Raw genomic sequence first — 13,585 nt, forward strand, 5'->3', positions numbered from 1 at the left:
AGCGGTGGATTCCCGCCTTCGCGGGAATGACGACAGGCGGCTCATGGCGTCCCCTCCACCCGCGGCACGCCGTACTCCGCGAGGATGGTGTCGATCTCGGCCCGATGCCGCACCAGCGCTTCGTCGACGCGTTGACGCAGTGCGTCCTCGCCGCGGCGCACGCCGACGGCGATCTCGAAGGCGAACGGTTGCACGCGCGCCAGGTCCGGCGGCGCGGCCATCGGCGCGACGCGCATCGGCACCGACGCACGCTTGGCGAAGTAGCCGGCCTGCGGCCCCCACACGATGCCCGCGTCGAGTTCCCCGGCGGCGATGGCCTCGACGATGCGCTGCGCCGCCGGCTTGTCGCCGGGAATCGGGAAGCCGACCACATGCGCTCCCGCCGCATGCCGCGCGAGCGCGAAGCCGGGTGGCGACGTCGCCTGGTCGTCGCCGATCAGCTGGATGCCGATGCGGCGGCCCGCGAGCTGCGGGTCGTCGAAGCTGGACGGCGGCTCGCCCGCGCCTTCGCGCTGCACCCACGCGTAGCTGGAGCGGTAGTACGGCCGGGTCGGCGCGACGCGCTCGAAGCCCGCCGGCACGCCGATGAGCACGTCGCAGTCGCCCGCGCCGAGCGTCTTGCGCACGAAGCCGCGCCGGTCCGGCAGCCACGCGAACTGCAGGTCGACGCCGAGGTCCATCGCCAGCAGGCGCGCGATGCGATTCTCGAAGCCGCTGCCGTCGGCGCGCGAATACGGCAGGTTGTCCGGATCGGCGCACACGCGCAGGACGTCGCTGGGCGCATGCACTTTCACCGGCGGCGTGCGCAAGGCTTCGATCGGCTGCGCGAACGCCGGAGCCACGACGACGGCAGCCAGCAAGGCGAGAAGGCGCATCACTTGCCACTCCCCGGAAGCGCGAACACGTAGAGCTTGCCGCCCGCCTTGGTGCGCTCGGGCAGGTCGCGCATCGCGTTCACGAAGCCGGCCGCCGCGCCGCCGTCCCGCGGGTCGAGCCGGCCCGACACGATGGCCCCGGCCCAGCCGCCGACGCCGGCGAGCACGGCGACGTACTGCTTGCCGTCCGGGCCGCGATAGGTGACCGGCTGGCCGATGATCCCGGAGTCGGTCTTGAACTTCCACAGTTCCTTGCCGCTCTTCGCATCCAGCGCCTTGAACCAGCCGTCCATGGTCCCGTAGAAGACGACGTCGCCGGCGGTGACGAGCGCGCCGCTCCACACGGGGAAGTCTTCCTTGACTTCCCACACCTTGCGCGCCGCGACGGGATCCCACGCCGTGAACACGCCGCGGTGGCCGCCGGGGCCGGCGTACATCTTCACGTCGGCGCCGACGAAGGGCGTGCCGGCGATGTAGCTCGCTTCGTAGACGGAGGCGTCCTGGCAGAGGTTCTGGTGCGGGATGTAGAGGATGCGCGTGCGCGGCGACCAGGCCGCCGGCTGCCAGTCCTTGGCACCGGGTGAAGCAGGACAGATGCTGCGCACGGTCTCGCCCATGCGCGCGTCCTTCGCCGGGTTGTACTTGAGCGCGCCGGTCTGCAGGTCCACGCCCAGGCTGCTGGTGACGTGCACGAACGGCGTCGCCGACAGCACCTGTCCCGTGGTGCGGTCCATCACGTACACGTAGCCGTTGCGCTCGGGACGCAGCAGCACCTTGCGCTTGCTGCCCTGCAGGTCGAGGTCGACGAGGATGCTCTCGTTGACGGCGTCGTAGTCGTGCAGGTCGTGCGGGCTGAGCTGGTAGTACCAGACGGCCTCGCCGGTGTCGGGCTTGCGCGCGAACACGCCCGACGTCCACTTGTTGTCGCCCGGGCGCTGCTCCGGGTTCCAGGGGCCCGGGTTGCCGGTGCCGTAGTAGACGAGGTCGAGCTCGGCGTCGTACGACACCCAGCCCCACACGGTACCGCCGCCGATCTTCCACATCCCCGACGGCCAGGTCGTCACGCCCAGGTCCTTGCCCTGGTCGCTCTTGTAGAAGGGCTTGAAGTCCGGCCCGATGAGCACGTCCTTGTCGGGCCCGGTGCTGTACGCGCGCCAGGCGATCGTCCCCGTCGCCGCGTCGAGCGCCGTGAGCCAGCCGCGCACGCCGAACTCGCCGCCCGCGTTGCCCACCAGCACCTTGTCCTTCACGACCAGTGGCGCCATGGTCATGCTCTCGCCCTTCTTGATGTCGCCCAGCTGGGTGCGCCACAGCTCCTTGCCGGTCTTCGCGTCGACGGCGATCGTCTGGTTGTCGAGCGTGTTGAAGAACAGCCGGCCCTTGTCGTAGGCCGCGCCCCGGTTCACCGTGTCGCAGCACGCGACGCCCTGCGAACTCGGGTGCGGCTTGGGGTCGAAGCGCCACTTCAACGGCGCGCCGGGCTTGGTGAGGTCCAGCGCGAACAGCGGGTTCGGGTACGGGCCCACGATGAACATCGTGTCCTCGGCCACGATCGGCGCGGCTTCGTGCCCGCGCGACAGGCCGGTGGGAAAGCTGAAGGCCAGCTGCAGTTGCGCCGCATTGGCCGGCGTGACCTCGGCCAGCGGCGAGAACCGCGTGCTCGCGTGGTCGCGTGCCGCCATCGTCCACTGGCCGTCCGCCTGGGGCTGCGCCAACGCCGCGGTGCCGGCGAGCAGGCCGGCCAGCGCAAGCACGAGACACCTCATCCGATCTCCTCGTGCCCCTCATCCCCGGCGCGCGTGCGCCTCACGCCGGCGGTGGTCCGCCGTGCGATGTGTTTGTGCAAATGAGTCTAGCCAGGAGCACCCCACTCCGGGGCGCGATCAGGCGCGGTGTGGGCAATGGCTGACCTGGCCGCAAGGCCGCCGCCGACACGCGGTCAGGCGTCGGTCAGTTGTCCCAATGACGCTTGAACACGGGCGCCAGTTGCGGATGGGCGTCGATGCGCTGGACCAGCGCGTGGAAGGCGGGGTGGCGCTCTTCGAGGTGCTTGCGCGTGCCGGACCAGCGCGACGCAACGGCGGCGAACAGGTCCAACGCGCCGGGCGCGTCGCCGTGCAGGAACGTGCCGCCGCCGAACTGGTCGGCGAACATCTCCCAATGCAGGTGCAGGCGCTTGCGCGTGCCGGTGCGCAGCGCTTCCTTCATCGCGTCGTCGGCGGGCTCGAGGAAGCGCTCGGGATAGTCGAGGATGGTGATCGCGCTGTAGCAGTTGGCCGGGATGAACACCAGCCCGCGCAGGATGCGCGCGCGCTGCGCGGCGTCGGCCGGCATCAGCACGCCCGGCGCCGCGATCGCCGTGCCCAGGTGGATGAGGATGGCCGCGCTCTCCGTGAGCACCTGCCCGTCGGGCAACACGAGCGTGGGGACCTGCCCGAGCGGGTTGACCTTCAGCAGTTCGCCGTACGCCGACTCCGGCAGCCACTGCGCGGCCTCGACGATGCGGTGCGGCAGGCCCGCGAGGTGCAATGCCGCCTCGACGGAGGCGGACCCGGAGCCCTTGGCCCCGTAGAGGACGTACTCGTTCGCGGCCATGGCTCAGAACTTCGACAGGTCGGGCTTGCGCTTTTCCATGAAGGCGGTGAAGGCTTCGCGCGCCGCGGGTTCGCGCAGCATGCGGGCGAACACCGCGCCCTCCTCCTGCATGTGCTGCAGCACCGCCTGTTGCTGGCCCTTCTTCATCAGGCGCTTGGTCTCGACCAGCGAAGTGCTCGGCTTGGCAACCAGCTTGCGCGCCACGGATTGCGCATACGAATTCGCTTCGGTCGGCGGCAGCACGCGGTTGACCAGGCCGACTTCGAGCGCCGCTTCGGCCATGAAGGGCTCGCCCAGCAACAGCGCTTCGGCGGCACGGTGGTAGCCGAACATCTGCGGCACCAGCAGGCTGGACGACGCCTCCGGCACCAGGCCCAGGCTGGCGAACGGCAGCGAGAACGCCGCGTTGTCGCCCGCGTAGACCAGGTCGCAGTGCAGCAGCATGGTCGTGCCGATGCCCACAGCCGGTCCGCACACGGCGGCCAGCAGCGGCTTCGGGAATTCGGCGATGCCCTTGAGGAAGCGGAACACCGGAGCCTCCTCGCCCGACGATGGCGGCTGGTTGAGGAAGTCGCCGATGTCGTTGCCGGCGCTGAAGACCGTCTCGTGGCCCTGGAGCACCACGACCCGGACCGACGCATCGTCGCGCGCGCGGGCGACCGCATCGGCGAGCGCGGCGTACATCGCCACCGTGATCGAGTTCTTGCGCTCGATCCGGTTGAGGGTGATGGTCATCACGCCGGCTTCGGCGTGGGTGAGGATGTCCTGCGTCATTCGTCTGTCTCCTTGTCTGCGTGCGTCAGGCCAGCGCCTCGCGCACGAATTCCATCCGGTCCTGGCCCCAGAACATCCGGTCGCCGACGAAGAAGGTCGGCGCGCCGAACACGCCGCGCGCCACCGCGTCCTGCGTCACCGTCTTCAGGTGGTCCTTGACCAGCGGGTCCTGCGTCAGCGCGAACAGTTGCTGCGGGTCGAACCCCGCCTCCTGCAGCACGCCCGCGACGGTGGCCGGATCGTTCATGTCGCGCCCGTCGACCCAGATCGCGCGGAACACCGCGTCGCCGTACGGCAGCAGGCGCTCGGGGTCGCGCATCTGCAGGCCCAGCGCGCCGCGCATCAGCATCAGCGTATTGATCGGGAAGTGCGGATTGTGGCGGAACGGCACGCCGTAGCGCTGCGCGAACCGCGCGAGGTCTTCGTTCATCCACGCGCTCTTGGCCGGCACTTCCATCGGCGAGCGATTGCCGGTGGCCTGGAACACGCCGCCCAGCAGGAACGGCATGTAGTGCACCGTCGCGCCCGTCTCGCGCGCGAGCTTCGGCACCTGCGTCCACGCCAGGTAGGCGGCGGGGCTGCCGACGTCGAAGTAGAAGTCGAATTCCTTGGCCATGTCGTTCAGAAAGCCTCCATCCAGGGGCGCAGGTCCAGCTCGTGGGTCCAGGCGTCGCGCGGCTGCTGGTGCAGCATCCAGTACTGGCCGGCGATGTGGTCCGGCTGCAGGATGCCGTCCTGCGCCTTGAGCGCGTACCGCTCGGGGAAATTGTCGCGGATGAACGCGGTGTCGATGGCGCCGTCGATCACGACGTGCGCGACGTGGATGCCCTGCGGGCCGAGCTCGCGCGCCATGCTCTGCGCCAGCGCGCGCAGCGCGGCCTTGGCGCCCGCGAACGCCGCGAAGCCCTTGCCCCCGCGCAGCGACGCGGTCGCGCCGGTGAACAGGATGGTGCCGCGGCCGCGGGTGACCATGCGCTTGGCCACTTCACGGCCGTTGAGGAACCCGCCGAAGCAGGCCATTTCCCAGATCTTGAAGTAGCGCTGCGCCGTCTCGTCCACCACCGGCGTGCGCACGTTGGCGCCGATGTTGAACACCAGCACCTCGATCGGGCCGACGGTCGACTCGATCTTCTCGACGAGCTCGACGACTTCATGTTCCTTGCGCGCGTCGCTGGCGAAGCCGTGCGCGCGGCCGCCGTCGGCCACGATGGCATCGACCAGCGGCTGCAGCTTGTCGGCGTTGCGGCGCGTGACGCACGCCACATAGCCTTCGCGTGCGAAGCGGCGCGCGATGGCGCCGCCGGTGGCGTCGCCGGCGCCGACCACGAGGCAGGCCTTGTCCTGGGCCATGGTCACTCCTTGTAGTAGACGACCTGGTGCGAGGTGGCCAGCAAGTCACCCGCCTCGGTCCACAACTGCGCGGACTGGTCGAAATAGCCGCCGCGGAAGGCCTGCGCCTGCGCCTGGCCGAGCAGGTAGCCCTCGCCCGCGTCGCGCAGCTGCTGCGCGCCCGCATGGAAGTAGACGGTCATCGTCACCGTGCCGATCGGCACCAGCACCGAGCGGCGACGCCAGATGCGCGGGAAGAACACGTCGGCCAGTGCCGTGAGCGATGCGAAGTCGAGCGGCCGCGCCGGCGCGTCGCGCAGCCACAGGCGCGTGCGGCTTTCGCCCAGGTCGCGGCCGTCCCAGGCGGCGGGCAGGCCGCCTTCGATGAAACGCATCTCGTAGCGGTTGACCCACTCGACGCGCTTCGGGCCTTGCGCGATCGGCACGTCCTGCGGGCGTGGAACGCGCGGCATCGCATGTTCGACCGCACCCCAGGTGTCGCGGCGCAGCGCGGTGAACGTGGTGCCGGTGAGGACCACCTCGCCCTGCTGGCGCACCTCGAGCGTCCAGTGCTGGGTGGACCGGTTGGTGCGCGCGGGACGCGCATGGACCTCGAACGGGCCGTCGGCCATCGCCGCCGCGAAGTTGATCGTCAGCGCGACCGGCTCGCCGAGCAGTTGCGGATGCTTCAGCACGCCGCCGAGCGCCTGTGCGGCCATCACGCCGCCAAAGGGCCCCACCATGTTGCCGTAGGCGGCACTGGTGTGGCCGGTCCAGGCGTGGTCGCCGGACGGCGTGAGCGCGATCGCGGCGTCGAAGGGATGCGATGTCATGCGGTGGCCGGCGACAGGGTGTGCAGCCACTGCAGCATGCGCGGCCAGAGCGCCGCCTGCTGCGAGGCGCGGAAGGCACCGAAGTGGCCGAGGCGGCGCTGTTGCACGTCGGCAGGCGCCAGGCGCACGACCTCGTGCTGCGCGTTCTCGTACAGGCCGACCAGGCTATGCGTGCCGCGCAGCGTCATCAGCTCGTCGTCGGTGATCGACAGCGCCAGCAGCGGGAAGCGCGCGCTGGCGTACTGCCGGCGCACCTGCTCGCCTTCGGCGCCGACGCTGTAGCGCGGGTCCAGGCACCAGCGGCGCCACTGCAGGATCACGCCCTTGGGCAGGTCGCCGACCTTCTTCAGGCGCTTGCCGGGGAAGTAGCCGCACAGGCGCGTCGCCAGCGGCACCAGCACCCACCAGAAGTACCAGATCGTCCGCTTCAGCCGCGGCGCGTTCTCGCGCCAGTAACCGCTGCCCGCGGCGACGCTGAGCAGGCCCGCCACCTTGTGCTGGTTGCGAAGCAGCCCGGGCAGCTGCGCGCCGAGGCTGTGGCCGATGAGATGCAGAGGCGCTTGCGGCAGCGCGGCGTGCGCGTGGTCGATGACGGCTTCGTAGTCGCGCGCCCAGTCGAACAGGTCGGCGTCGACGTCGCGCATCGCCTGGCCCTCGGGCAGCGACAGGCCATGGCCGCGGTAGTCGAAGGTGGTGACGCGCCAGCCCTGCGCCGCCAGCCAGCCGGCGAACGGCGCGTAGTAGTCCTGGCGCACGCCCATGGCGCCGCCGATGACCACGCTGCCGTGGGGCTGCCCGGCCGGGTCCCAGCTGCGGACCGTGATCTGCGCGCCGTCCGGCGTGCGCAACTGCTCCTGCTTCATCCCGAGCGTTCCTCCACGGGCAAGAAAAAAGGCCACCGGGCGGTGGCCTTGCGTGCGGCGCGTCAGACGCGCTCGAAGATGCCGGCGGCCCCCTGGCCCATGCCGACGCACATGGTCACCATGCCGTACTTCAGATTCTTGCGGCGCAGCGCGTGCACCACTGTCGCGGACCGGATAGCCCCCGTCGCCCCCAAGGGATGGCCCAGCGCGATCGCGCCGCCCATCGGGTTGACCTTGGAGGCGTCCAGGCCCAGCGTGTTGATCACGGCCAGCGATTGCGCGGCGAACGCTTCGTTGAGCTCGATCCAGTCGATGGCGTCCTGCTTCAGGCCCGCGGCCTTCAGCGCGGCCGGGATCGCCTCGACCGGGCCGATGCCCATGATGTGCGGCGGCACGCCGCGGCTGGCGTAGCTGACGAAGCGCGCCAGCGGCGCGAGGTTGTAGCGCTTGAGCGCCGCCTCGCTGACGAGGATGAGCGCGCCGGCACCGTCGGACGTCTGCGAGCTGTTGCCCGCCGTGACGCTGCCGCGGGCGGCGAACACCGTCCTCAGCTTGGCCAGGCCTTCGACGGTGGTGTCGGGGCGCGCACCTTCGTCCAGGTCCACCGTGCCGGTCTTCACCGCGACCTCGGCGCTGTCCAGGTCGACCGAGCGCTCGGCGACTTCCACCGGCGTGATCTCGTCAGCGAACTCGCCGGCCTTCATCGCCGCGATCGCCTTCATGTGCGAGGCGTACGCGAACTCGTCCTGCGCGTCACGCCCCACCTTCCACTGCTGCGCCACCTTCTCGGCCGTCAGGCCCATGCCGTAGGCGATGCCGTAGCTCTCGATGTCGTCGGGGTTGGAGAAGATGGTGGGCGACAGCGACGGCGAGTTGCCCATCATCGGCACCATGCTCATGCTCTCGGTGCCGGCGGCGATCATCACGTCGGCTTCGCCCACGCGGATGCGGTCGGCCGCCATCTGCACCGCCGACAGGCCGGACGCGCAGAAGCGGTTGACCGTGATGCCGCCGACGCTCTTGGGCAGCCCGGCGAGCACCGCGCCGATGCGCGCGACGTTCAGGCCTTGCTGTGCCTCGGGGATCGCGCAGCCGCACACGATGTCCTCGATGGACTTCGGGTCGAGGTTGGGCACCTGCGCCAACGCCGAGCGCAGCGCCGTCGCCAGCAGGTCGTCCGGCCGCATGTTGCGGAAAAAGCCGCGGTGCGACCGCCCGATGGGCGTGCGGGTGGCGGCGACGATGTAGGCGTCCTGGACTTGTTTCATGACTGGCTCCTGTCCTGTCTGGCTCTCTCCCTCACTCGGGGGAGCGTTCCGTTGTCTTGCTCCCTCTCCCGCTTGCGGGAGAGGGTGGGGGTGAGGGACTCCGCCACCTGGCGAATCGCTTCCATCACCGCATCCGTCTCATTCAGCACGTCGTGGTCCAGAACCGCAGCGTCCGGAACCCTTCTTCCTGCATGAACCGCTGTCGCCTGGCGTCCTGTGCTTCGGCTTCCGCGTGCTGCCCACCATCCAGCTCGATCCCCAGCCCCGGTTCGACGCAGGCAAAGTCGGCGAAAAACGGCCCGATGGGATGCTGTCTGCGGAACTTCCAGCTTTCCACATGCTTAATTCCTCACCGGCTTCCCGGTGGACAGCATCCCCAAAATCCGCTCCTGCGTCTTGGGGTGCTGCACGAGTTCGCAGAAGGCCTGGCGTTCCAGCGTCATGAGGTACTCCTCGCTCACCAGCGTGCCCGTGTCGACGTCGCCGCCGGTCACGACGTTCGCGATCAGCGATGCGATGCGGAAGTCGTGCTGGCTGATGAAGCCGCCGTCGCGCATGTTCACCAGCTGGCCCTGGATCGTCGCCTTGCCGCTGCGGCCGGCGACGGGGAACAGGCGCTTGAGCGGCGCGCGCCAGCCCGTGGTGGCCATCGCCCTTGTTTCCGCGATGGCGACATACAGCAGCTCGTCCTTGTTCGGCACGATGACGTCGCTGTCCAGCAGGTAGCCCAGCTTGCGCGACTCGAGCGCGCTGGTGCCCACCTTGGCCATCGCGGCGGCGGTGAAGCCTTCGGTCAGGAACGGCAGCAGGTCCTTGTGCGTGCTCTGCGCCTGCATCTCGGCGGCGCGGCGCGCGATGTACGTCAGGCCACCCGCGCCAGGCACCAGGCCGACGCCGACTTCCACCAGGCCGATGTAGCTTTCCATCGCCGCGACGCGCTTGTGCGAGTACACGGCCAGTTCGCAGCCGCCGCCCAGCGCCATGCCGCGGATCGCGGACACGACCGGCACGCCGGCGTAGCGCAGCTTCAGCATGGTCTGCTGCATGAAGCCTTCGGCGTCCTCGATGGCGCTGACGCCCACGGCCATGAACGCCGGCAGCATCACCTGCAGGTCCGCCCCGACCGAGAACATCTCGTCGCCCGACCAGATCACCAGGCCCGCGAAGTCCTTCTCCGCGGTGTCGACCGCCAGTTGCAGGCCTTCGCACAGCTCGGGGCTGATCGCGTGCATCTTGGTCTTGATGCTGGCGATGAGCACGTCGTGGTCCAGCGTCCACAGGCGCACCGTGTCGTCCTCGTGCACGGTGCGGCCGGCGGTTTGCCACTTCGGCGCATCGCTGCCGAGCACGGCTTCCGGGAACAGTTGGCGCGCATGCACGGTCAGCACGCGGCGCGGCTCGAACTGGCCGCTGGTGGGATTGAACGAACCCTCGGGCGTGTGCACGCCACCGGCCTTCGCGACCGGGCCTTCGAACACCCACTTGGGCAGCGGCGCCTTCGACAGCGCCTTGCCGGCGTCGATGTCTTCCTGGATCCACTGTGCGACCTGCAACCAGCCCGCTTCCTGCCAGAGCTCGAACGGGCCCTGCTTCATGCCGAAGCCCCAGCGCATCGCGAAGTCGACGTCGCGCGCCGTCTCGGCGATCGTCGCCAGGTGCACCGCGGCGTAGTGGAAGCTGTTGCGCAGGATGGACCACAGGAACTGGCCCTGCGGGCCGGTGCTGTTGCGCAGGAGCTTGAGGCGCTCGGCGGCCGGCTTCTTCAGCATGCGGCCGTACACCTCGTCGGCCTTCTCGCCGGCGGGCACGTAGGTCTCGCTGTCCAGCTCGAAGCGCAGGATGTCGCGGCCGGCCTTCTTGTAGAAGCCGGCTTTCGTCTTCTGGCCGAGATTGCCGAGCTCGAGCAGCTTCTTCAGCACCTCGGGCGTGGCGAAGCTCCCGTAGAACGGGTCCGTCTCCGCGCTGAGCGTGTCCTGCAGTGTCTTGATGACGTGCGCCATCGTGTCCAGGCCGACCACGTCCGCGGTGCGGAACGTGCCGCTGGACGCGCGGCCCAGCTTCTTGCCGGTCAGGTCGTCGACCACGTCGTAGGTCAGGCCGAACTTCTCGACCTCGCGCATCGTCGCCAGCATGCCGGCGATGCCGACGCGGTTGGCGATGAAGTTGGGCGTGTCCTTGGCGCGCACGACACCCTTGCCCAGCACGCTGGTGACGAAGGTCTCGAGGTCGTCGAGGATCTTCGGCTGCGTCGCCGGCGTGGCGATCAGCTCCACCAGGTACATGTACCGCGGCGGGTTGAAGAAGTGGATGCCGCAGAAGCGCGGCTTGATCGCTTCGGGCAGCGCGTCGGACAGCTTCGTGATCGACAGGCCCGAGGTGTTGGACGCGACGATCGCGTGCGGCGCGACGAAGGGAGCGATCTTCTTGTAGAGATCCAGCTTCCAGTCCATGCGCTCGGCGATCGCCTCGATCACCAGGTCGCACTCGCGCAGGAGCTCCATGTGCTCCTCGTAGTTGGCCTGCTGGACCAGCGCAGCGTCGTCCGCCACGCCCAGCGGCGAGGGCTTGAGCTTCTTCAGCCCCTCGACGGCCTTGGTGACCACGCCGTTCTTCGGGCCTTCCTTCGCGGGAAGGTCGAACAGCACCACCGGCACCTTGACGTTCACGAGATGCGCGGCGATCTGCGCGCCCATCACGCCGGCGCCGAGCACGGCGACTTTCTTCACCTGGAAGCGGGACATGCGTCCTCCTTGCTGGCCCGCCGCGAGGGCGGCGCGTTCGTTCTGGTCGTTGTTCATGGCTTCCTGTCTTCCGCTCACTGCACCCGCACCCAGGTCTGGGTCCGCCCGAACGGGCCGAACGAGCCGCGCACGTCGAGCCGCTTGCCGCCGTCGACCGGCGTCAGGCGCAGCTTGTAGTCCCGTCCGTTCCCGGGATCGAGGATCCGGCCGCCCTCCCAGACGTTGCCGTCCGGCGACTTGCGCGCGCCGCGGATGATCTCCAGGCCCAGGATCGGCTTGTCCTTGCGGTCGTCGCTGCACTCGTCGCACTTGTCGTCGGGCTTGGCATCCTTGCCGAGACGCTTCTCGATCCGTCCGTTCAGCACGCCGCCGGTGTCGACGATGCGGATCTCGGCCGTGGCCTCGCCGCTCTTGTCGTCGACGCTGCGCCACAGGCCCACGGGCGACACCTGCGCCAGCGCGCTGCCGGACAGCAGCACGCCGGCGATGAAGGCGGCCGCCCTCACGCCAGCGCCTCGTTGGTGTCCAGCAGCACCTTGGCGCCGGCGCGCGCCGTGCGCATCAGCGTGAAGGTCTCGGGGAACAGCTTGGCGAAGTAGAAGCGCGCCGTCTGCAGCTTGGCCAGGTAGAACGGGTCCGTATTGCCGGCCTCGATCTCGCGCAGCGCGACCTGCGCCATGCGCGCCCAGAGGTAGCCGAACACCAGGTGGCCCAGCACGCGCAGGTAATCCACCGCGGCGGCGCCGACTTCGTCCGGGTTCTGGAACGCCTTGAAGCCGAGCTCGGTCGTGAACTTCGTCATCTGGTCGCCCAGCATCGCCACCGGGTTGATGAACTCGGCCATCTTCTCGTTCACGCCCTCTTCTTCCACCAGCTGCGCGACCAGCTTGCCGAACTTCTTCAGCGTCGCGCCCTGGTTGCCCAGCACCTTGCGGCCCAGCAGGTCCAGCGACTGCACGGTGTTCGTGCCCTCGTAGATCATGTTGATCCGGTTGTCGCGCGCGAACTGCTCCATCCCCCATTCCTTGATGTAGCCGTGGCCGCCGAACACCTGCAGGCAGGCGTTGGTGGCGATGTGGCCGTTGTCGGTGAGGAAGGCCTTGACGATCGGCGTCAGCAGGGCGACCAGTTCCTCGGCCTCCTTGCGCACCTTGGCATCGGGGTGGTGCAGCTCGCGGTCGATCAGCAGCGAGCAGTACATGGTCAGCGCGCGGCCGCCCTCGGCATAGGCCTTGGCGGTCAGCAGCATCTTGCGCACGTCGGGGTGCACGATGATCGGGTCGGCCGGCTTGTCCTTGGCCTTCACGCCGGACAGGCTGCGCATCTGCAGGCGGTCCTTCGCATAGGCCAGCGCGTTCTGGTACGCGACCTCGGTGAGGCCCAGCGACTGCATGCCGACGCCGATGCGGGCGGCGTTCATCATCACGAACATGGCCTGCAGGCCCTTGTTCGGCTCGCCCACCAGCGTGCCGACCGCGTTCTCCAGCACCAGCTGCGCGGTGGCGTTGCCGTGGATGCCCATCTTGTGCTCCAGGCCGCCGCAGTAGATGCCGTTGCGATCGCCCAGCGAGCCGTCGGCGTTCACGTTGTACTTGGGCACGACGAACAGGCTGATGCCCTTGCTGCCCCTGGGCGCGTCCGGCAGGCGCGCCAGCACCAGGTGGATGATGTTCGGCGCCATGTCGTGCTCGCCGGCCGAGATGAAGATCTTGTTGCCGGTGATGCGATAGGTGCCGTCGGCTTGCGGTTCGGCCTTGGTGCGCAGCAGGCCCAGGTCGGTGCCGCAGTGCGGCTCGGTCAGGCACATGGTGCCGGTCCACTCGCCGGTCACCAGCTTGGGCAGGTAGGTCTTCTTCTGCTCGTCGGTGCCGTGCGCGTGCAGCGCTTCATAGGCGCCATGCGACAGGCCGGGATACATGGTCCACGCCTGGTTGGCCGAGTTCAGCATCTCGTAGAACGCCTGGTTCACCACGATCGGCAGGCCCTGGCCGCCGTACTCGGGGTCGCACGACAGCGCCGGCCAGCCGCCTTCGACGTACTTGGCGTACGCCTCCTTGAAGCCGGTGGGCGTCTTCACTTCGTGCGTCGCCTTGTCGAGCGTGCAGCCTTCGGTGTCGCCGACGATGTTCAGCGGGAAGGTCACCTCGCTCGCGAACTTGCCGCCCTCCTCCAGGACCGCGTTGATCGTGTCCAGGTCGGTCTCGGCGTGCCGCGGCATGGCCTTGTACTCGTCGGCGACCTTCAGCACTTCGTGCATGACGAACTGCATGTCGCGCAGGGGCGGGGTGTAGCTGGGCATCGGTGGTT

General features: G+C 69.2%; 13 protein-coding genes. All 13 read right to left on the reverse strand.

The window, feature by feature from the left end; all coding sequences use genetic code 11:
- Positions 1-41 precede the first annotated feature (41 nt).
- The 13 genes from I8E28_RS18125 to I8E28_RS18185 all read right to left on the reverse strand — a co-directional run bounded on the left by I8E28_RS18125 (position 42) and on the right by I8E28_RS18185 (position 13,577).
- Positions 42-875 (reverse strand): quinoprotein dehydrogenase-associated putative ABC transporter substrate-binding protein, encoded by an 834-nt coding sequence (locus tag I8E28_RS18125; protein WP_200789613.1) that lies wholly within the window; start codon positions 873-875, stop codon positions 42-44.
- Positions 875-2,641: a methanol/ethanol family PQQ-dependent dehydrogenase gene (locus tag I8E28_RS18130; RefSeq protein WP_200789614.1), complete on the reverse strand. Its 1,767-nt coding sequence runs from the start codon at positions 2,639-2,641 to the stop codon at positions 875-877. Before I8E28_RS18130 ends, I8E28_RS18125 begins: the two co-directional genes overlap by 1 nt.
- Positions 2,642-2,825: 184 nt before the next feature.
- Positions 2,826-3,470 carry a glutathione S-transferase family protein gene (locus tag I8E28_RS18135; protein WP_200789615.1) on the reverse strand — a complete coding sequence of 215 codons (645 nt, stop codon included), beginning with the start codon at positions 3,468-3,470 and terminating at the stop codon, positions 2,826-2,828.
- 3 nt (positions 3,471-3,473) lie between these two features.
- Complete coding sequence (locus I8E28_RS18140; RefSeq protein ID WP_200789616.1) at positions 3,474-4,244, reverse strand: enoyl-CoA hydratase; 771 nt, start codon at positions 4,242-4,244, stop codon at positions 3,474-3,476.
- Between the two features lie 25 nt (positions 4,245-4,269).
- The gene (locus I8E28_RS18145; RefSeq protein WP_200789617.1) at positions 4,270-4,860 is read right to left on the reverse strand and encodes a 2-hydroxychromene-2-carboxylate isomerase; all 591 of its coding nucleotides are present in this window, start codon (positions 4,858-4,860) and stop codon (positions 4,270-4,272) included.
- 5 nt (positions 4,861-4,865) lie between these two features.
- Complete coding sequence (locus I8E28_RS18150; RefSeq protein WP_200789618.1) at positions 4,866-5,594, reverse strand: SDR family oxidoreductase; 729 nt, start codon at positions 5,592-5,594, stop codon at positions 4,866-4,868.
- A gap of 2 nt (positions 5,595-5,596) precedes the next feature.
- Positions 5,597-6,406, reverse strand: a complete 810-nt coding sequence (locus I8E28_RS18155) for an acyl-CoA thioesterase (protein ID WP_200789619.1) — start codon at positions 6,404-6,406, stop codon at positions 5,597-5,599.
- Positions 6,403-7,269 carry an alpha/beta hydrolase family protein gene (locus I8E28_RS18160; protein WP_200789620.1) on the reverse strand — a complete coding sequence of 289 codons (867 nt, stop codon included), beginning with the start codon at positions 7,267-7,269 and terminating at the stop codon, positions 6,403-6,405. The genes I8E28_RS18155 and I8E28_RS18160 overlap by 4 nt, the downstream gene beginning before the upstream one ends.
- 62 nt (positions 7,270-7,331) lie before the next feature.
- Positions 7,332-8,537 (reverse strand): acetyl-CoA C-acyltransferase, encoded by a 1,206-nt coding sequence (locus I8E28_RS18165; RefSeq protein WP_200789621.1) that lies wholly within the window; start codon positions 8,535-8,537, stop codon positions 7,332-7,334.
- Positions 8,538-8,679: 142 nt separating this feature from the next.
- Positions 8,680-8,874 (reverse strand): DUF559 domain-containing protein, encoded by a 195-nt coding sequence (locus I8E28_RS18170; RefSeq protein ID WP_200789622.1) that lies wholly within the window; start codon positions 8,872-8,874, stop codon positions 8,680-8,682.
- Between the two features lie 4 nt (positions 8,875-8,878).
- Positions 8,879-11,278, reverse strand: coding sequence for a 3-hydroxyacyl-CoA dehydrogenase/enoyl-CoA hydratase family protein (locus I8E28_RS18175; protein WP_200790446.1), 2,400 nt, complete (start codon positions 11,276-11,278; stop codon positions 8,879-8,881).
- Positions 11,279-11,352: 74 nt separating this feature from the next.
- Complete coding sequence (locus I8E28_RS18180; RefSeq protein WP_200789623.1) at positions 11,353-11,784, reverse strand: DUF2147 domain-containing protein; 432 nt, start codon at positions 11,782-11,784, stop codon at positions 11,353-11,355.
- A complete protein-coding gene (locus I8E28_RS18185; protein WP_200789624.1) occupies positions 11,781-13,577 on the reverse strand; it encodes an acyl-CoA dehydrogenase C-terminal domain-containing protein in 1,797 nt (598 codons plus the stop codon). The genes I8E28_RS18180 and I8E28_RS18185 overlap by 4 nt, the downstream gene beginning before the upstream one ends.
- Positions 13,578-13,585 lie beyond the last annotated feature (8 nt).

The sequence above is a fragment of the Ramlibacter algicola genome, from assembly GCF_016641735.1.
Taxonomy (GTDB): domain Bacteria; phylum Pseudomonadota; class Gammaproteobacteria; order Burkholderiales; family Burkholderiaceae_C; genus Ramlibacter; species Ramlibacter algicola.